This window comes from Acrocarpospora phusangensis, from assembly GCF_016862995.1.
GTDB lineage: Bacteria > Actinomycetota > Actinomycetes > Streptosporangiales > Streptosporangiaceae > Acrocarpospora > Acrocarpospora phusangensis.
In genome coordinates, this window is sequence record NZ_BOOA01000055.1 from 1 (window position 1) to 18,387 (window position 18,387).

Consider the following 18,387-nt stretch of genomic DNA (forward strand, 5'->3'; position numbering starts at 1 on the left):
TAGAACACCTCGTTGTAGGTCTTGGGGGACAGAGTCTTGACCATTGCATCAGTTTCCACGCATAGCGCCCGCTATGACTACCCCGCGGGTCCGGGATTCCGGTTTCCGTCTGGTCAGCCCGTCACGGGCTCCCAAGGGTCCGATGGCGGCTCAAAGGTCCGGTAGTGGCGGCTGTCAACGATCCAGGTGGCGGCGGCCCTCAGGGTCCCGGGAGCGGCAGCCCTCGAGGGTCCGATGGTGGCGACTCTCAGGGATCTTGTGGCTCGGGTTTCTGTCGGACCTCGTGGCTAGTGTGGGCGGCGTGTTGAGTTCCGGTGAAGCTGTCATCGTGCGTCCCGCGACCCGGGAGGACGCGCAGGATGTCGCGAAGATCTGGATCGATGGGTGGCGGGACGCGCACCTGGGACACGTTCCCGAGGAGCTTGCCGCCGTGCGCACCGCGGAGTCCTTCGGCGTGCGGGCGTCGCAACGGGTCGACGACACCGTGGTCGCCGCCGTCGGCGGGTCCGTGGCGGGGTTCGTGATGGTGGTTGGGGACGAGGTCGAACAGGTCTACGTCGCCGAACAACATCGGGGAACCGCCGTGGCAGCCATCCTCCTGGCCGAAGCCGAACGGCTCGTCGCAGCCGCTGGGCACGGGAAAGCCTGGCTGGCCGTCGTCGCAGGAAACCCCCGGGCGCGCAGGTTCTACGAGCGCAACGGCTGGACCGACGAAGGCCCATTCGAGTACGCCGCCTCAGCCGCCGCCGGACCCGTGCTCGTTCCCACGCACCGCTACACGAAAGACGTAGTGGGAACACAACTGACTCGAAGGGCCAGGTAGACGCGACATACACGAAGACCTGACAGACCCAGGCCGTGACGAACACGTCGGGCAACGACACGAAGGGCCTGACAGATGCCAAAGGACCCCAGTGCGCGAGGTTTGTCGGATGCCCAAGGCTCGTCGAGTATCCGAGGCCACCTGGCCGACCGAACGGTCACCCCGCCGGCACAGCTCGACGATCTCGGCTTTGAACTCCGGGGTGAACGAGCGGCGTGGACGTCTCTTCTTGCCCATGCCATCCATCATGTGCACCATTCCGGGGACGAACCCCTGATCTCAGGTGTCCGTCAAACCGGATCAAGCCCAAAGATATTCGGATGCGAGAGGCCACCCGGTGCCTGAAGCCTGTCGGGCGCGAAGGCTCAGTCGGCTGACAAGAGCCAGCAGACCCGGAAGCTCTATCGGGCGGAAAGACCGAGATCTTGTTCGGAGGACAAGAGTCCGACAGATCCAGAAGCTCTGTCAGGCGGAAAGGCCGACAGGCGTGAGAAGTCATGTCGGATGACAAGAGCCCGGCAGTCCGGAAGGTCTGTCGGGCATGAGGCGCGATGGGGTGTGGAGGAGTTGTGCGTATGAGTAGGTCGCTGGATGGGAAGGTCGCGCTTGTCGCCGGGGCCACGCGTGGGGCTGGGCGGGGCATCGCCGTGGAGTTGGGTGCGGCTGGAGCCACGGTGTACGTGACCGGGCGCAGCACCAAGACACAGCGCTCTGAGATCGACCGCCCGGAGACCATCGAGGAGACCGCCGATCTGGTGACCGCCGCCGGCGGCTACGGGATCCCCGTGCAAGTCGACCACCTGGAGTCTGATCAGGTGCGTGAGCTGGTTGAGCGCATTGACTTTGAGCAGGGCCGTCTCGATGTCCTGGTCAACAACATCTGGGGCGGCGAGCAGCTGTTCAGCTGGGACCAGCCGCTCTGGGAGCACTCTTTGGAGAAGGGTCTCCGCATCCTGCGTCTGGCCATCGACACCCACATCATCACCAGCCACCACGCGCTTCCCCTGCTCATCAGGAAGCCCGGCGGCCTGGTCATCGAGGTGACCGACGGCACCGCCCAGTACAACAACGAGAACTACCGGATCTCCTACTTCTACGATCTGGCGAAGACATCGGTGATCCGGATGGCCTTCGCCCAGTCGAAGGAACTCGCTCCCCATGGAGGGACGGCCGTGGCGTTGACTCCGGGCTGGCTTCGCTCGGAAATGATGCTGGACGCCTTCGGCGTAACCGAAGCAACGTGGCAGGACGCCCTACAGGCTCAACCCCATTTCGCCATCTCCGAAACCCCCGCCTACGTGGGCCGCGCCGTCGCCGCCCTGGCCGCCGACCCCGCAGTGTCCCGCTGGAACGGCCAATCCCTCTCCAGCGGCCAACTGGCCCAGATCTACGGCTTCACCGATGTCGACGGCAGCCAACCCGACGCCTGGCGTTACATGGTCGAAGTCCAAGACCCCGGCCTCCCCGCCAACGTCACGGGTTACCGTTGACCTCCTCCAAGATGCCGATCACGGATTACCGTTGACCTCCTCGAAGGTGCTGGTCGCGGGTTAGCGCTGACTTCGCAACGGTGCAGCGCCACCATCGGACCTGCTCGATGCGCTGACCATCACCACGGGGGACGGCCGCTCCGCAGGAGCGAACCGACTGCGTGCGCGCTCAAATGCGGCCATCAGATCGGACCACACGCCAGGCTCTCGCCGTTATCCGGCGCCGTTAACGCAGGTGACACGCCATACCGGCGTCAAGGTTCATTCTGCCGAGGCCCCTCAGGGCAAGTAGGAGCGGGCTACGCGGGAGGCGGTTTCCAGGTCGACGTTCTTGGTGGTGCCGAGAAAAACGCGGACCAAGCTGCTGATCATGTTGGTGAGGGCGCCGATGTCCCCCCGGTCGACCTTGTCGTCGAACTGGACGGCGATTCTGGGGTCGGTGACGCGAGCTGAGGCGATGGTCGCTCGGATGTCGCTTTCCGTGACGTGCATGCCGGGCCTCCTATCGCGGGGCGGACGCGCGTGGCGGGTCTCCAGGGTGGGGTCCGCGCCCGGACCGTAACCGGGATCCGGTGCGGCCGTCTTTATTACAGCGGTCTGCACCCTGATCTGCGATGACGGTTTTTCAGCTGACATTCGCCTGATGCGATTGCGGCAGAACAGGGCCATACGGTCTCATGTTTGGCTGGGGAAGGCTTTACACTCGGACGGCGCTTTTCTGTCGCGACGTCGGCGAGTGAGACTCTGATGGCCCAGGGTGTTCGGCACCAGCACGGCCCCCCGGGCCGGACTCCGGCGTGGGCCGCCTTGATGAGGGTGACCGCGTTGTGCACTTCCGTCATGCGCGGGGTCACGGGCCTGGTGGCGGGCGTCGCGGGGCTGCTGAGCATCGCGCCGCCGGTGGCGGCGGATTGGCTGGTGCCCGCGGTCGCCGCCAACTTCGCCTGGACGGCGTTCTTCGCTCTGGTGGCCTGGCGGTGGGGGCTGGCGGTCTGGCTGGTCAGCGGGGAGATCCTGGTCACGACTGTGTTGTGCCTGCTGCAGGATCGCCTGATCCCGGCGGAGCTGCTGGCGGGCGGCGCGAGCTGGGTGGCCGGCCTGGTGACCATGACCATTGTCGCGGTGAGCCTGGCGTGGCCGCCGTTCGCGGCGGTGCTGGGCGGGCTGGTGGTCGCGGTGGCGCATCTGGTGGGGGCGCAGGCGGCGGGCGTCGCGGACGGCGGGTACACCGGGGCGGGGATCAATCTGGTGCAGATCGGGGCGACGGCGGTGCTGGCGACCCTGCTGAGGGGCGCGGCCCGGGCGGCGGACGCCCTGCTGTCGCAGCTGCGCGACTTCGAGGAGCGCGCCACGGTGGAGCGGGAGCGCCGTACGGATGAGCGGGCGCAGAACAGCCGGATGCACGGGAGTTTCCTGGCGACGCTCATGGTGATCGGCGCGGGCGGCATCCGGGCCACGTCGCCGATGCTCCGGGAGACCGCGTCCGCCAATCTGGCGGAACTGGAGCGCATCGCCCAGACCACCGAGCCGCACACCGCCTTCGTCGCGCTGAACGAGCGGATCCGCCTGGTGGCCGCCCGCGCCGACGTCAAGGTCAAGGAGCATCTGTCGCCATGCGCGGTCCCCTGGTTCGTGGCGGACGCCTTCGCGGAGGCGGTCGCGGAGGCGCTGGCCAACGTGCACCGGCATGCCCGTACGGACACGGCCGAGGTGCGCCTGACGACGGGCGACACCGACGTCAGGGTCGAGGTGGTCGACCATGGGACGGGGTTCGACCACGCCCTGGTGCCCGATCACCGGTACGGCATCCGCGTCTCGATCGTGGACCGGCTGGAGTCGGTGGGCGGTTCCGCGACGGTGACCTCGGACGGGCAGGGCACCCGGGTCGACCTGCGCTGGTCGCCATGACGGGGGTAGAGGCCGCGTGACCGTCACAGCGCCGGAATTACTCGTCGCCCAGCGGTATTCCAAGGCCAGCACGCGCGCCGCCGTGACCATCGCGGCCGCCTGGCATCTGGGCTCGGACCTGCCGTCGACCATTTTCGGCTGGTCGGAGTACCGGTGGCCGCTGCTGGCGCTGGGGGCCTGGATCCTGTACTCGGTGATCGGGGTGGCGGCGTCGGTGGCGCTGCTGAATCCGGGGCGGCGGCTGCCGTTCGGGCCGTGGGCCTCGGCGGGTCTCGCGCTCGTGTCGGGCGCGGTCGTGATCGTCGCGTGCCGGCCGGAGGCGATCATGTCGGCGGCGAACTGGGGCTGGGGGTCGGTGGGCTGGCTTGCGCTCATCCTGTTCTGGCCCAGGCGGACCTGGCCGTCCGATCTGGCCGTCTTCTTCCTGATCAACGCTTTGATCATGCTGGCCGGTATGGCGGCGGCGGATTCGCTGGACCGCGTCTGGATCGGCAAGTTCCTGGTGATCCTCTTCGGCAGCATGACGTTGCAGGCCGGGGCGAGCGCGGGCGCGCACGCGTTCGACCTGGCCGCGCACTGGGCGGCGGACAACTCCAGCATTCTGGCCCGCGCGGAGGCCACCCAGAAGGCCGCCGAGCAGGTGCACGCGGACCGTCTCCGCCGTTACGCGCAGGCCCGGCAGGCGGCCGCCCCGGTGCTGACGCGGCTGGCCGAGGGCGCGGACCCGAGCGATCCGGATGTGCGCCACCAGTGCGCGGTCGGCGCGGCCCGGCTGCGCCGCCTGATCGCCGAGACCGACGACGCGCCGAATCCGCTGCTGCACACGCTGCGCGCGTGCGTCTTCGACATCGAGAGACGCGGCGTCGTGGTGAATCTGCTCACCGCGGGGACGGTGCCACCCCTTCCTCTGGAGGTACGGCAAGCGCTGATCGAAGCCCCTTTGGAAGCGCTGGCGCGAGCCCGTACGCAAGCACGCGTTACATTGGTCGCCACCGCCAACCAAGTGATCATCAGCGTGCTGTCGGACGCCGAGGAGTTCGTTGTGCCCGAACCCGACGGCGTGCGTGTCGCGACGCAGGTCGAAGGAGGACTGCTGTGGATCGAGAGCGGCTGGACCGCCCCGTGAGGCTCGCCGTGGTGGAGGATCTGCCGGTGGTGCTGGAGGGCATGCGGTCGTGGGTGGCCGCCGATCCGCTGAAACGCGTCGAGATCATCGCGAGTGGCGACACGCTGGAGGCCGTACTGGACGGGCCGGGGGCGGACGCGGATGTGCTCCTGCTGGATCTGGAGCTCAACGGGGTGCTCATGATCGGGCGCATTCCGGAGCTGTGCGCGCAGGGGCGGCGGGTGGTGGTCTACTCGGTACACGAGGACGAGGAGACCGTACTCAACGTTCTCAAAGCGGGCGCGGCGACGTTCATCACGAAGGGGGAGAGCGCCGAGCACTGCCTGGAGACCATCGTCGCGGTCGCGTGGGACCGGCCTTATGTCACCCCCACGATGGCGGGCGCGCTGGTGGTCGCGGACGCGGGCACGGCCCGGCCGATGTTGTCCGCCCGCGAGCGGGAGGCGCTGCTGCTCTGGTTCCAGGGCATGAACAAGCAGTCGGTGGCCACCCGGATGGGCATCACGGAGGCGACGGTCAAGCAGTACATCGAACGGGCGCGCATCAAGTACGCGAGCACCGGCCGGGCCGCCCCGACGAAGACGACGCTGCTGGCGCGGGCCATCCAGGACGGCCTGATCACGCCGGACGACATCATCGAATACCAGTCGTTCGCCGCGGACGGCCCCCAGAACTGAGGAACCGTCAGAACTCGTCGGGCAGCAGGTAATCGGGTGTGGGCCCGGTGTGCCGGAGCGAATTGAGCGCGGCGGTGAGTTTGCGCTCCTCGAAGGCGAAATGCGAGTCGAGCAGCGCCGCGAGGCCGTCCAGTTCGCCGAGCGCGCGGGTCCGCTCGGCGGGGCTGGCCGCGGGGCCGAGGCCGTCCAAAAGGGCCTGGAGGTTGCCCATGATCGAGGTGACCATGAGGTGGTCGCGGCTGAGCGACTCCAGGGTCGGCCTGAGCTCGGGGAACTCCTCCGCGAGCTGGGGGAAGGCGACCGCGTCCTCGCCGGTGTGATGCCGTTCGAGCGCGGAGCAGAAGGCCAGGCAGTGCGCCTGGAGTTCTTTCGGGCGTCCGTCGCCGAGTGATTCGCGGAGTTCGGCCAGCTCCTCGCGCAGCCAGATGTGTACGTCGATCAGTTGGTTGCCCAACGCCGTGAGGCGATCGTTCAAGGAAATCCCAAGATCCGGCGCCTCCATGCCCTCGGCGGTCTCCTGGCCGGGTACACGCGACGCTGACGTGGGATCCCATCACCTTTTCCCGGGAAGGTCAACCGGAACAATACGCGTCACAAGGGGGTTCTCGCGGTCATGGACTACGGGCGAGACGTACAGTTCGGATATTTCCTGGTTCCTAACGCGGACGAGCCGCTGCTGGAGACCGCGCAGACGGCCGAACGGCTGGGCCTGGACCTGATCGGCGTCCAGGACCACCCCTACCAGCGGCGATATGTGGACACCTGGACCCTGCTGAGCATGATCGCCGCCACCACGCGGCGCATCACCGTCTTCCCCGACGTGGCGAGCCTGCCGCTCCGCCCGCCCGCCGTCCTGGCCAAGTCGGCCGCCAGCCTCGATCTCCTCAGTGGCGGGCGCCTGGAGCTCGGCCTGGGCGCGGGCGCGTTCTGGGAGGCCATCGCCGCGTACGGCGGAGCCGCCCGGGCCCCCAAACAGGCCATCGACGCCCTGGAGGAGGCCATCCAGGTCATCAGGAAGATCTGGAGCGGCGAGTCCAACCTGCGTTTCGCCGGCGAGCACTACCACCTGAGCGGCGCCAAGTCCGGCCCGGCCCCCGCTCATCCGATCGGGATCTGGCTGGGCGTGGCGGGCCCGCGCGCCCTGGCCCTCGCCGGGCGGACCGCCAACGGCTGGCTGCCCTCCTCCGGCTGGGCTCCCCCGTCCCGCCTGCGGGAACTGAACGACCGCATCGACACGGCCGCCGCCGGGGCGGGCCGGGACCCGTCCGACATCCGCCGCCTCTACAACGTCAACGGCACGATCACCGACGGTCCTTCGCAGGGCTTCCTCCGCGGCCCGGCCTCGCAGTGGGCCGACGAACTCACCGACCTGGCCCTCGCGTACGGCATGGACTCGTTCGTCTTCTGGGGCGAAGGCGACCAGGACACCCAGCTCCGCCGTTTCGCCGAGGACGTGGTCCCGCTCGTACGGGAACGCGTGAAGGAGGAGCGCCAGGGCTGATCACGCAACGTGATTGACCCGATCTCATGACAAATCGTGTTTTGTGAGGTCACAGGCGTGATCGCTTTGCAAATCCCGGGGAGAAGCGGAGACTGGGAGGGGTCGGATCACTCCCCGTCGCCGTGGAGGGCGTGTTATGGCCGAACCCACCAGGGTTCTTCTCGACGAATCCCGCATCCCCCGTAACTGGTACAACATCGTCGCCGACCTGCCGGCGCCACCGCCGCCGCCGCTGCATCCGGGCACGCTGCAGCCCGTCGGCCCGGTCGACCTGGCGCCGCTCTTCCCGATGGACCTGATCGCCCAGGAGGTCAGCCAGGACCGGTTCATCGCGATCCCGGAGAGCGTGCTGGACGTCTACCGGCTCTGGCGGCCGACCCCGCTGATCCGGGCGCGGCGGCTGGAGAAGAGCCTCGGCACCCCGGCACGCATCTACTACAAGTACGAGGGCGGCTCCCCGTCGGGCTCGCACAAGCCGAACACCGCCGTGCCGCAGGCGTACTACAACGCGCAGCAGGGCGTGCGCCGCCTGACCACCGAGACCGGCGCCGGCCAGTGGGGCTCCGCCCTCGCCTTCGCCTCCGCGCAGTACGGTCTGACCTGCGAGATCTGGATGGTCCGCGCGTCCTACGACCAGAAGCCGTACCGGCGGTCGCTGATGGGCGTCTACGGCGCGAAGGTGCACGCGAGCCCGTCCCCGGTGACCAGCGCGGGCAACAAGATCCTGGCCGAGTTCCCCGACTCCCCCGGCAGCCTGGGCATCGCCATCAGCGAGGCGGTCGAGGTCGCCGGCCAGCACGACGACACGCGGTACGCGCTGGGTTCCGTCCTCAACCACGTGCTCACCCACCAGACGGTGATCGGCGAGGAGGCCGTCGAGCAGCTGGCCGCGTTCGGCGAGACGCCGGACGTCATCGTGGGCTGCACCGGCGGCGGCTCCAACTTCGCGGGCCTCACGTTCCCGTTCTTCCGGGAGAAGCTCGCCGGCCGCATGGACCCCGTGATCCGCGCGGTGGAACCCCAGGCCTGCCCGACCTTCACCCGCGGCACGTACGCGTACGACTTCGGGGACACCGCCGGGTTCACCCCGCTGCTGAAGATGCACACGCTCGGCCATGACTTCGTGCCCGACCCCATTCACGCGGGCGGCCTTCGCTACCACGGCATGGCCCCGCTGCTGTCCCACATGTACGAGCTCGGCATGTTCGAGGCGGTCGCGCTCGGCCAGAAGGAGTGTTTCGAGGCGGGGCTGCGTTTCGCCCGTACCGAGGGGATCGTGCCGGCGCCCGAGCCGACGCACGCGCTGGCCGAGACGATCGCGGAGGCGGTGCGCTGCCGCGAGAGCGGCGAGGAGAAGGTGATCCTGACCGCGCTGTGCGGCCACGGCCACTTCGATCTGTCGGCCTATGACCGTTATCTGTCGGGCGAGATGGATGACTTCGCGCTTCCGCAAGAGCGGATCGATCAGGCTCTGGCGACTTTGCCGGGAGTCTGACAGGATACGGCTCCCGTGGGAAAAGCGGGAGCCGTACAAGTCTGGCAGAAAGCCTGAAATGCGTCGGAGCTCCTAATTACCATTCTGGAGAGATGAACCGGAACAGCGTGATCAAGGACCCCGTGCCCGGGGACCGGGCCGAATGGCGGCGGCGCAGTGCCAGTTCCGCGCACGAGCGGCTGGCGTTCCTCAACGAGGCCAGCCGCCGGATCGGCAGCACGCTCGATCTCGGCCAGACCAGCCGCGAGCTAATGGACGTGACCGTGCCGCGGTTCGCCGACACCGCCGCGATCATGGTGCAGGACCGGCTGGTCATCGACGGCGAGTTCCCGTCCCGCCCCACCGACGGTACCGCGCTGGTCCGGCGGGTCGCCATCGGCGTGGCCGAGGAGAGCGCCAAGGACTGGGTGGACGCCTTCCCGGTCGGCGAGGTGCTGGTGTTCCCCGCCCGGCTGCCGCACGCCCAGTGCATGGCCACCAACAAGACGATCATGTATCCGGAGCTGGACGACGAGACCGCCCAGCTGATCGGCTCCACGCTCGACCGCGAGGTGGTCGCCAAGCTGCTCTCCGGCGGCTCGTTCCTGGCGGTGCCGCTGCGGGCGCGCGGCCGGGTGCTGGGCTGCGCGGTGTTCACGCGCAGGGCGGGCGGCCAGCCGTTCGAGGAGCAGGACGTCGCGGTCGCGGAGGAGCTGGCCGCCAGGACCGCGGTCTGCGTCGACAACGCCCGCCTCTACACCCGGGAGCGCCGGACCGCGCTGACCCTGCAGAGCAGCCTGCTCCCCGCCGACTTACACCAGCCGCTGGGCATGGACATCGCCACCCGGTATCTCCCGGCCAGCGACCTGATGGGCGTCGGCGGCGACTGGTTCGACGTCATCCCGCTGCCGGGCTGCCGGGCCGCGCTGGTGGTCGGCGACGTGATGGGCCACGGCACCAGGGCGGCGGCCACCATGGGCCAGCTGCGCACCGCCGCGCGCACCCTGGCCAGCCTCGACCTCCCCCCGGACGAGCTGCTGTTCCGGCTCAGCCGGATGAGCCAGGACCTGGACCCGACCCAGATCGCGACCTGTGTGTACGCGGTCTACGACCCGGTCACCCGATCCTGCTCGATCGCCAGGGCCGGCCACGTGCCCCCGGTGCTGATCCACGAGGACGGCGCCACCGAGATCATCGAACTCCCCGCCTGCCTGCCGCTCGGCATCGGCAACGAGCCGCTGGAGATGCGCGAGCTGACACTGCCCGCCGGCAGCGTGCTGGCCCTCTACACCGACGGCCTGGTGGAAAGCCGGGCCAGGGACATCGACGAGGGCATCACCGCGCTGCGGCGGCTGCTGTCGATCCAGCGCGGCGACCTCGAGGAGATGTGCGACGTCACCATCAGCAGCCAGCGCCCCGGGCACGAGCGGGATGACATCGCGCTGCTGCTGGCCCGGGTGCACGAGCTGGCCCCCGACGAGACGGCGTTCTGCGCGCTGCCGGCCGATCCCCGCTTCGTCGGGCACGCCCGCAGGTTCGTCCGGGCCACGCTCAACGCGTGGGGCCTGGCCGGGGCGGTGGACACCACCGAGCTGATCGTGAGCGAGCTGGTGACCAACGCACTCAAACACGGCTGGCCGCCGATCGAGCTACGGCTGCTGCGCAGCCGCGGGGGCACGCTGGTCTGCGAGGTCTCCGACGGCTCCCCCACCCCGCCGGCCGTACGGACTCCGACGTCGGAGGACGACACCGGGCGGGGACTCCAGCTGATCAAACGGCTCACCTACCGGTGGGGCACCCGCCCGACCCCGGTCGGCAAGATCGTCTGGGTCGAGCTGCGGCTGCCGTGACTCAGGCCACCGAGCCTCTCGGCGGGACGACCAGCGCGTAGATGACGAACAGGCACAGCGCGATGGCGATGATCGACCAGAGCGGGAAGGCCGCGGCGAACGCGAACTGGCCGAGCATGGCCAGACCGGCCATCACGATGCCCAGGGTGCGGGCCCACATCTTGCCGGCCAGGATGCCGAACCCGGCGACGACCTGAACGATTCCGACGATCAGCCAGATCACGCCCCAGGCAGTGAAGTTCCAGAGCAGGATCTGACCGCTGCTGTTGGCGATGTAGTAGCTGCTGCGGAAGAGCGCGACGAGCCCGCCGATGATGTTGAAGATGCCCACCGTGATGCCGATGATCCCGGCGAAGCCGAGCCAGTTGGAACGCGTCGACGGCATCCGTCCGGGCGATGTGGTAGTCACCAGGTACCTCCCAGTCGAAATCCAGGGACACTTCACCATAGGCACATAAATGGGCGTATCTCATTATCTGTGACGCAAAAATGGCGGGCCATATTTTCCCTTTACCATTGAATGACTAATCATCGGGATTTTTCCGGGGAAAGGGTCTGACGGGGAAATTGTCGGGCAGGGTCGCCGGGCCGTCACCGCCTGCCGTGGAGGGCCTCGTACGCCGTCCTGGCCGTAGATGCGCGGCTGTGAGCGATCATCGTGAAAGTTCGGCCAGGGGCGTACTGCCCCTACCTGCGGATTCCGGGTCAAGGGGGCAGGACGGCGCAGGAGGGAAATGACGGGAACGCTCCGACGAGTTAACGTCAGAAGGGTGAGCATCGATATCAGAGACGCCTACCGGCGGGCCCTCGATGCCTTCGGTCAGCGCGTGCATCTTATTAGGCCCGGCCAGTGGGAGGTCGTGACGCCGTGCGTGGACTGGGACGTCCGCGCGCTGGTCAACCATCTCGTGAACGAGAACCTGTGGGCGCCCGAGCTGCTCGCGGGCCGTACCGTCGGGGAGGTGGGGGACGTCTTCGACGGCGACCTGCTGCACGACGACCCGATCAAGGCGTTCGACACGTCCGCGCACGACGCGGTGCAGGCCGCCTTCGCGGAAGGGGCCCTGGAACGGACCGTGCACCTGTCCTTCGGGGACGTGCCCGGGGCGGAGTACGTCACCGAGCTGTTCGCGGACGCCCTGATCCACACCTGGGACCTGTCCCAGGCGATCGGGGTCGCGGACCGGCTCGATCCGGAACTGGTGGACGCCTGCGCGAACTGGTTCGCGGGCGCGGAGGAGGCCTACCGGCAGTCCGGCGTGATAGGAGAACACGCCGACGTGCCGGTGGACGCCGACCCGCAGACGCGTTTACTGGCCGCCTGGGGCCGACGCGCCTGAACCCCCGCTAACGCCCGGTGGGGCGCTTGCCGTGGTTGGCCTTCTTCTTCTTGCGGGCCTTCGACTTGCGCTGACGCTTACCCATGGGTTCGTCCTTTCGCTCGTCGGCTGCTGATCTCGTCCCACTCTCCCCTGCCTGGCGTACCCCCACAAGACCCACCCCTGCCACCAGGATTCAACATTTGGTATGCCATAATTTGTTGGAATCTGTTGATAGGAGTGGTGGATGCTGGCGCAGCAACGGCAGCAGGCGATCCTGGAACGGGTCCGCAGGAGCGGTGGCGTCCGGATCGCCGACCTGGTCCGCGACCTCGGGGTCTCCGACATGACGATCCGGCGCGACCTGGAGGTCCTGGCCGAGCGCGGCCTGCTGGAGAAGGTGCACGGCGGCGCCACCGTCGCCGGTCCCGGTTCCACCGAGGAGCCCGGCTTCGCCGCCAAGTCGGTGCGGCAGCAGCCGGAGAAGGAGGCCATCGCCCGGCACGCGGCCCACCTGATCCGCCCCGGCAGCTCGGTCGCCCTCTCCGCCGGCACCACCACCTGGACCTTCGCCCACCACCTGGTGGACGTGCCGGAGCTGACCGTGATCACCAACTCCCTGCCGGTCGCCGACGTCTTCCACCGGGCCGGCCGTCCCGACCAGACCGTCGTCCTGGTCGGCGGCGTCCGGACTCCGTCCGACGCCCTGGTCGGCCCGGTCGCCGTGGCCGCCATCCGCTCCCTCAACGTGGACGTGCTGGTCCTGGGCGTGCACGGGATGAGCCTGCGGGCCGGTTTCACCACCCCGAACCTGCTGGAGGCCGAGACCGACCGCGAACTGGTGGCGGCGGCCCAGCAGCTGGTGGTCCTGGCCGACCACACCAAGTGGGGCACCATCGGCATCAGCAGCATCGCCCGGCTGGAGCAGGCCCACGTCGTGGTCACCGACGCCGGGCTGCCCGAGCCGGCCAGAGCCGAGCTGGCCGAGCAGGTCGGCGAGCTGATCGTGGCAGGAACAGACGTGGCAGGAACCGACGCCTCCCGGAGAGAAGCCCTGTGAAGAAGACCCTCACCCACCTCGCCGACGGCCGCGAACTGTTCTATTTCGACCGTTCCGACGCCGCCGACCGGAGCGCTCCAGACGAGCGCGAACTCCCCCCGCGGCCGCAGCCGTCCGAGATGCGCTACGACCCGCTGATGGACGAGTGGGTGACCATCGCCGGCCACCGCCAGACCCGCACCCACCTGCCGACGGCCGAGGAATGCCCGCTCTGCCCCGCCCACCCCGGTTCGGAGATCCCGTCCTGGTACGACGTGGCCGTCTTCGAGAACCGCTTCCCGTCCTTCAGCTTCGGCTCGCCGCATCTGGAGCCCCCCGGCGGGCTCAGCGAGGTCCGGCCCGGCGTCGGCCGCTGCGAGGTGGTCTGCTTCACCCCCGACCACCAGGCGTCCTTCGCCTCCCTCTCCCCCGGCCAGGTCGAGCTGGTGATGGAGGCCTGGGTGGACCGTACGGCGGAGCTGTCCGCGTTGCCGGGGGTCGAGCAGGTGTTCTGCTTCGAGAACCGGGGCGCGGAGATCGGGATCACGCTGCCGCACCCGCACGGGCAGATCTACGCCTATCCGTACGTGACGCCCAGGACCCGGCAGATACTGGACAGCGCGGAGCGGTACCGGGGGAACCTGTTCGCCGACGTACTGGCCGCCGAGCGGGCCGGGCCCCGGGTGGTGGCGTGCAACGCGTACTGGACGGCGTTCGTGCCGGCGGCCGCCCGGTATCCGTTCGAAGTGCATCTCTACCCGCATCGGCAGGTTCCGGACCTGCCGGCGCTCGACGCCGCGGAGCGGGCCGCGTTCGGGGCGGTGTACACGGATGTGCTGCGGCGGCTGGACGGGCTGTTCGGGGTGAGCATGCCGTACGTGGCGGCCTGGCATCAGGCGCCGGTGCGGGAGCGGAGAGAGTTGGCGTACCTGCATCTGCAGCTGTTCAGCATCCGGCGGGCTCCTGGCAAACTGAAGTACCTGGCCGGTTCGGAGTCCGCGATGGGAGCCTTCGTCAACGACGTCCGTCCCGAGGAGGCCGCCGCCATGCTCCGAGATCAGGAAAGCCAGACGGACTGATTACGGATTGATCTCTATCTGGTCGCGACTTTAGGTGGCGAGACCCTCCCTTTGCCATTACTATCCACTGCAACCGGCCGATTCACCCGGGTCTCTCCTGAGATCACATGTCTCGTCCGGTACGCCTAATCCCGAGTGCCTCACTCGGGAACCGGGGACCCAACGTACCTGGGGTGAACGCGCGTGAGCGCGAGGGCCTGCCTCCTGCCCGAACCCGTCAGCTAACCCGGTCGGCAGATGGAGAGGAGTGGGCGCTGCCCCCCACGTTCCGCCGCCATGCCTTGGTGACGGTCGGCGCGCTAGCGGCCGTCTTGACCCTGGGACAGGTCGCCACCGCGGCCCCCAAACCCACCAAGGAAGAGCTGAAGAAACAGCTCAGCAGCCTGGAGAAGAAGGTCGACGGGCTGATCGGCAAGTACCACGCCGCACGTGAGGACCTCGCGGAGGCGCGTACCGCCGAGAAGGGGGCCCGCCAGCGGCTGGCCAAGGCCGAGGCGGACTACCTCGTGGTCCAGCGAGAGGTCGCCGAGCTCGCCGGGCTGAACTACCAGTCCACCGTGGACGCCACGATGCTGCTGCCCGGCATGCAGATCTCCCCGCTGGCCGCGCAGCTCCAGGCCGAGAAGGCCGCCAAGATGAGAGAGTTCGCGAAGAAGGAGAGGGAGCGCCGCGACGCCGCGGCCACCGCCAAGAAGCTGATCGTCGACATCGACAAGCGGGCCGACGACATCGAGCGGCAGCGCAAGGACGCCGAGAAACTGATCGCCGAGATCCAGGACAAGCTCGACAAGCTCATCCCGATCGGGCCGGGCAAGCTGGCCAACGGCGGCTGGGCTCCGGAGCTGCCCACCGGCAGCGACAACATCACGCCGCGCACGCGGCTGATGCGCGAGCAGATCAAGGAAGCGTTCAAGCTGCACTACACCGTCGGCTGCTACCGGGTCGACAACATGGGCGAGCACCCGCTCGGCCGGGCCTGCGACTTCATGATGAGCACGGGCGGGTCGCTGCCGACCGCCGCCAACGCCGCCCTGGGCGACAGCATCTCCGCCTGGGCCCTGAAGAACCGCACCAAGCTCGGCGTCAAGTACGTGATCTGGAAGCAGCGCATCAACCACGGCTCCGGCTGGCGGCTGATGGGCAACCGCGGCGGCAACACCGCGAACCACATGGACCACGTGCACATCTCGATGTTCTGACCGCAGCACGATCACCCACAGACCAACTGCCCCACCCACCGATCACGCGGGTGTGCGTGTCCAGCCCCCGCGGCCGCACACCCGCGTGATCACCCCCCGGGGCCGCCACCTGGCACGATGACCCCATGAGAATCGATCCCCCACTCGTCGCCGGCGAGCGCGAGATGCTGCTGGCCTGGCTCGACTACCACCGCGAGACGCTGGCCGTGAAGTGCGAGGGCCTGTCCGAGGAGCAGCTGCGCCTCCGCTCCGCCGAGCCGTCCACGCTCTCCCTGCTCGGTCTGGTACGGCACATGGCCGACGTCGAGCGCAACTGGTTCCGCCGCGTCCTGGAGGACGAGGACGCCCCTCCCCTGCACTGGACCGAGGCCGACCCGGACGGCGATTTCGACAATGTGGACGGCGCCTCGGCCGCGGACGCCTTCACCGTCTGGCGCGCCGAGATCGAGGTGGCCAGGGCGAACGTGGCCCGCTGGCCCGACCTGGGCGCCGTCGGCCGCCGCAAGCGCCACGGCCGGGACTTCTCACTCCGCTGGATCCTGATCCACATGATCGAGGAGTACGCCCGGCACAACGGCCACGCCGACCTCCTCAGGGAGCGCGTCGACGGCGTGACCGGCGAATGATCACCCCGTGAGGCGGATCGGGTTGACGATGTCGGCGAAGATCAGCAGGCCGCCCATGAAGAGCAGCACGACCGCCATCGCGTACGTGAGCGGCAGGAGCTTGGCCACGTCCACGTAGCCGGGGGCCGGGCGGCGGGTGAGGCGGGCCCAGCCGCGCTTGACGCCCTCCCAGAGGCCGCCCGCGATGTGGCCGCCGTCCAGCGGCAGCAGCGGGATCAGGTTGAACATGCCGACAGCCAGGTTGAGGCCGGCCAGCAGGTTGATGAAGATTATGATCTTGTTTTCCAGCGGCGCGGAGGAGGCCGCGATCTCGCCGCCGATACGGCCGGCGCCGACCACGCCGATCGGGCCGTTCGGGTCGCGCTCCTCGCCGGAGAAGGCGGCATGCCAGACGCCCACCATCTTGCTGGGGATGTCCACCATCGCCACGGCGGTCCTGGCGGTCATCTCCCACATCTCGCTGAGCACGTAACCGGGGCCCTGGCGTTCCATGACCGGCGTCGGCTTCACGCCGAGGAAGCCGACCTTGACCAGCTTGTCGGGGTTCTCCAGGTCCGGCATGTCCTGGGTGATCAGCTGGGCCTGGAGGGGCAGCTCGCGCCCGCCCCGCTCCACCACCAGGGACACCGGACCGGCGCCGTGCTCGCGGATGAGCTTCTGGGCACCCTCCCAGGTGCTGATGGGAGAACCCTCGATGGACACGATGCGGTCCTTGGGCAGCAGCCCGGCCTGCGCCGCGGGGGTCATCGGGTCGGACGGCAGGCAGTTGTCGCGCTTGTCCGCCTGGGCGGCCGGGATCACGCACTTGTTGACCTCGGAGAGCACCGGCTTCTGGACCAGCACCCCGAAGCCCATCATGACCACCGCGAACAGCACGAAAGCCAGCAGGAAGTTCATGAACGGGCCGCCGGCCATGATGATGACCTTCTGCCACCACGGCTTGCGGTAGAAGACCCGGTTCTCGTCGCCGGGGCGGATCTCCTCGGAGGCGACCGCGCGGGCGTTCTCGATCAGGCTCTGCCAGGGGCCGGTGGAGATGTTGCGGAGCTTGGTGGGGTCGTCGCTGGCCCGGGGCGGGAGCATGCCGATCATGCGGATGTAGCCGCCGAGCGGGACGTACTTCACGCCGTACTCGGTCTCGCCACGGCGGCGGGACCAGAGGGTGCCGCCGAAGCCCACCATGTACTGCGTCACCCGGACGCCGAAGATCTTGGCCGGGACCAGGTGGCCGATCTCGTGCAGGGCGATGGACACCATGAGCCCGACGAAGAGGAGCAGGAATCCAGCCAGATAGACCCAGCTCATCGGCGCATACCCCCGTAGCGGAGAAAGGTGTCGTTCCCGTTTGAGGGTAGCCCACCGGCCCGGGGCCCGCGTCTGCCCGGGATGACCCGCTTTCCTTGATCAGCTTGCCAGGAGTTTGCCGAATGGAGAGACTTCGTTGACACTATGCGTCTGGCCGATCACCCTGAGGTAAGGAGGGAGCCTCTTTGATCAGGATTCTGGTCGCCGAGCACCTGCCACTGGTCCGCCACGGACTCGTCGTGTCGCTCGCCGCCGAAAGCGACTTCGAGGTCGTGGCCGAGATCGCGGCCGGGGAGGACATCGTGCCCACCGCCCTGGAGGTGAAGCCGGACGCCGCCGTCATCGACGTGGACCTGCCGGGGGTGGACGGGCTCACCGCGGCGGCCCGGCTGCACGAGAAGGCCCCCCGCTGCCGGGTGATGATCCTCTCCAGCCAGCCCAATCCCGGGCAGGTGCGGCGGGCGTTCGCGGCGCGGGCGCTCGGCTTCATGAGCATCCAGGTGGGGACCGAACAGCTGGCCGACGGCATCCGGCGGATCGCGGCGGGGCGGCGGGCGGTCGACTCCGACTTAGCGGTGGCTGCGTTACAGACGGCGGACAATCCGCTCACGCCCCGCGAGCTGGACGTGCTGCGCATCGCGGCGCAGGGCGCGCCCTCCAAGGAGATCGCCGACCAGCTGTTCCTGACGGTGGGAACGGTCCGCAACCACCTGTCCCGGATCATGTGCAAGACGGGGGCGCGCAACCGGGTGGACGCGGTCCGCATCGCCGCCGACTCAGGCTGGTTATAGAGGCACCTGGTCATAGAAATCCGGGTCCCGGGCGAGCCGCGCCGCTCGCCCGGGACCGGGAATCGGTGCCGGTTCGCCCCGGGCGCACCCCCCTGGGCACCCCTGGTCGCGTGCTCCGCCGGCGGCACCCCCGCGCCGCCGGTGGCGACGATGGTTCACGTTGCGTGGGGGGTACTTCAG

At 68.8% G+C, this 18,387-nt stretch carries 19 protein-coding genes and 1 riboswitch; of the genes, 14 read left to right on the forward strand and 5 right to left on the reverse strand.

What is annotated here, in order from left to right; genetic code table 11:
* The first annotated feature begins 328 nt into the window (after positions 1-328).
* Both Aph01nite_RS28290 and Aph01nite_RS28295 read left to right on the forward strand, forming a co-directional pair.
* The gene (locus tag Aph01nite_RS28290) at positions 329-823 is read left to right on the forward strand and encodes a GNAT family N-acetyltransferase (RefSeq protein WP_204044058.1); all 495 of its coding nucleotides are present in this window, start codon (positions 329-331) and stop codon (positions 821-823) included.
* Positions 824-1,398: 575 nt separating this feature from the next.
* A complete protein-coding gene (locus tag Aph01nite_RS28295) occupies positions 1,399-2,313 on the forward strand; it encodes an SDR family oxidoreductase (protein ID WP_204044059.1) in 915 nt (304 codons plus the stop codon).
* Positions 2,314-2,592: 279 nt separating this feature from the next.
* Here Aph01nite_RS28295 and Aph01nite_RS28300 read toward each other — a convergent pair whose 3' ends face one another.
* Positions 2,593-2,805: a hypothetical protein gene (locus Aph01nite_RS28300; RefSeq protein ID WP_204044060.1), complete on the reverse strand. Its 213-nt coding sequence runs from the start codon at positions 2,803-2,805 to the stop codon at positions 2,593-2,595.
* A 348-nt stretch (positions 2,806-3,153) separates the two neighbouring features.
* On the opposite strand from Aph01nite_RS28300, the gene Aph01nite_RS28305 reads away from it, so the two are divergent.
* Genes Aph01nite_RS28305 through Aph01nite_RS28315 form a run of 3 tightly spaced genes read left to right on the forward strand, consistent with a single transcriptional unit; the run spans position 3,154 to position 6,024 of the window.
* Positions 3,154-4,221, forward strand: a complete 1,068-nt coding sequence (locus tag Aph01nite_RS28305; protein WP_204044061.1) for a sensor histidine kinase — start codon at positions 3,154-3,156, stop codon at positions 4,219-4,221.
* Between the two features lie 16 nt (positions 4,222-4,237).
* The gene (locus tag Aph01nite_RS28310) at positions 4,238-5,347 is read left to right on the forward strand and encodes a hypothetical protein (protein WP_204044062.1); all 1,110 of its coding nucleotides are present in this window, start codon (positions 4,238-4,240) and stop codon (positions 5,345-5,347) included.
* The gene (locus tag Aph01nite_RS28315; protein ID WP_239162040.1) at positions 5,317-6,024 is read left to right on the forward strand and encodes a response regulator; all 708 of its coding nucleotides are present in this window, start codon (positions 5,317-5,319) and stop codon (positions 6,022-6,024) included. Before Aph01nite_RS28310 ends, Aph01nite_RS28315 begins: the two co-directional genes overlap by 31 nt.
* A 7-nt stretch (positions 6,025-6,031) precedes the next feature.
* Here Aph01nite_RS28315 and Aph01nite_RS28320 read toward each other — a convergent pair whose 3' ends face one another.
* Positions 6,032-6,478 carry a hemerythrin domain-containing protein gene (locus tag Aph01nite_RS28320; RefSeq protein ID WP_204044063.1) on the reverse strand — a complete coding sequence of 149 codons (447 nt, stop codon included), beginning with the start codon at positions 6,476-6,478 and terminating at the stop codon, positions 6,032-6,034.
* Between the two features lie 159 nt (positions 6,479-6,637).
* On the opposite strand from Aph01nite_RS28320, the gene Aph01nite_RS28325 reads away from it, so the two are divergent.
* The 3 genes from Aph01nite_RS28325 (at position 6,638) to Aph01nite_RS28335 (ending at position 10,849) form a co-directional block, all read left to right on the forward strand.
* Complete coding sequence (locus tag Aph01nite_RS28325) at positions 6,638-7,525, forward strand: LLM class flavin-dependent oxidoreductase (RefSeq protein WP_204044064.1); 888 nt, start codon at positions 6,638-6,640, stop codon at positions 7,523-7,525.
* Between the two features lie 136 nt (positions 7,526-7,661).
* Complete coding sequence (locus Aph01nite_RS28330) at positions 7,662-9,020, forward strand: TrpB-like pyridoxal phosphate-dependent enzyme (RefSeq protein WP_204044065.1); 1,359 nt, start codon at positions 7,662-7,664, stop codon at positions 9,018-9,020.
* Between the two features lie 92 nt (positions 9,021-9,112).
* Positions 9,113-10,849: an ATP-binding SpoIIE family protein phosphatase gene (locus Aph01nite_RS28335; protein ID WP_204044066.1), complete on the forward strand. Its 1,737-nt coding sequence runs from the start codon at positions 9,113-9,115 to the stop codon at positions 10,847-10,849.
* 1 nt (position 10,850) lies between these two features.
* On the opposite strand, the gene Aph01nite_RS28340 is transcribed toward Aph01nite_RS28335, so the two are convergent.
* Positions 10,851-11,258 (reverse strand): DUF7144 family membrane protein, encoded by a 408-nt coding sequence (locus tag Aph01nite_RS28340; RefSeq protein WP_204044067.1) that lies wholly within the window; start codon positions 11,256-11,258, stop codon positions 10,851-10,853.
* A 361-nt stretch (positions 11,259-11,619) separates the two neighbouring features.
* Between Aph01nite_RS28340 and Aph01nite_RS28345 the strand changes: the two genes are divergently transcribed.
* On the forward strand, positions 11,620-12,189 hold the full coding sequence (locus tag Aph01nite_RS28345) for a TIGR03086 family metal-binding protein (RefSeq protein ID WP_204044068.1): 570 nt from the start codon (positions 11,620-11,622) through the stop codon (positions 12,187-12,189).
* Between the two features lie 7 nt (positions 12,190-12,196).
* Here Aph01nite_RS28345 and Aph01nite_RS42710 read toward each other — a convergent pair whose 3' ends face one another.
* Positions 12,197-12,274, reverse strand: a complete 78-nt coding sequence (locus Aph01nite_RS42710) for a 50S ribosomal protein bL37 (protein WP_373315687.1) — start codon at positions 12,272-12,274, stop codon at positions 12,197-12,199.
* A gap of 141 nt (positions 12,275-12,415) precedes the next feature.
* Here Aph01nite_RS42710 and Aph01nite_RS28350 point away from each other — a divergent pair, with 141 nt between their 5' ends.
* The 4 genes from Aph01nite_RS28350 (at position 12,416) to Aph01nite_RS28365 (ending at position 16,111) form a co-directional block, all read left to right on the forward strand.
* Positions 12,416-13,228, forward strand: a complete 813-nt coding sequence (locus Aph01nite_RS28350; RefSeq protein WP_204044069.1) for a DeoR/GlpR family DNA-binding transcription regulator — start codon at positions 12,416-12,418, stop codon at positions 13,226-13,228.
* On the forward strand, positions 13,225-14,286 hold the full coding sequence (galT, locus tag Aph01nite_RS28355) for a galactose-1-phosphate uridylyltransferase (RefSeq protein WP_204044070.1): 1,062 nt from the start codon (positions 13,225-13,227) through the stop codon (positions 14,284-14,286). The genes Aph01nite_RS28350 and galT overlap by 4 nt, the downstream gene beginning before the upstream one ends.
* Positions 14,287-14,398: 112 nt before the next feature.
* A riboswitch (cyclic di-AMP (ydaO/yuaA leader) is annotated at positions 14,399-14,536 on the forward strand.
* Positions 14,537-14,597: 61 nt separating this feature from the next.
* On the forward strand, positions 14,598-15,485 hold the full coding sequence (locus Aph01nite_RS28360) for a coiled-coil domain-containing protein (protein ID WP_239162041.1): 888 nt from the start codon (positions 14,598-14,600) through the stop codon (positions 15,483-15,485).
* A gap of 125 nt (positions 15,486-15,610) precedes the next feature.
* Entirely contained in the window at positions 15,611-16,111 is a 501-nt protein-coding gene (locus Aph01nite_RS28365; RefSeq protein WP_239162042.1) for a DinB family protein, read from the forward strand.
* Here Aph01nite_RS28365 and Aph01nite_RS28370 read toward each other — a convergent pair whose 3' ends face one another.
* Complete coding sequence (locus tag Aph01nite_RS28370) at positions 16,112-17,416, reverse strand: M50 family metallopeptidase (RefSeq protein WP_204044071.1); 1,305 nt, start codon at positions 17,414-17,416, stop codon at positions 16,112-16,114.
* Between the two features lie 185 nt (positions 17,417-17,601).
* On the opposite strand from Aph01nite_RS28370, the gene Aph01nite_RS28375 reads away from it, so the two are divergent.
* Entirely contained in the window at positions 17,602-18,207 is a 606-nt protein-coding gene (locus Aph01nite_RS28375) for a response regulator transcription factor (RefSeq protein WP_204044072.1), read from the forward strand.
* Positions 18,208-18,387: the final 180 nt, after the last annotated feature.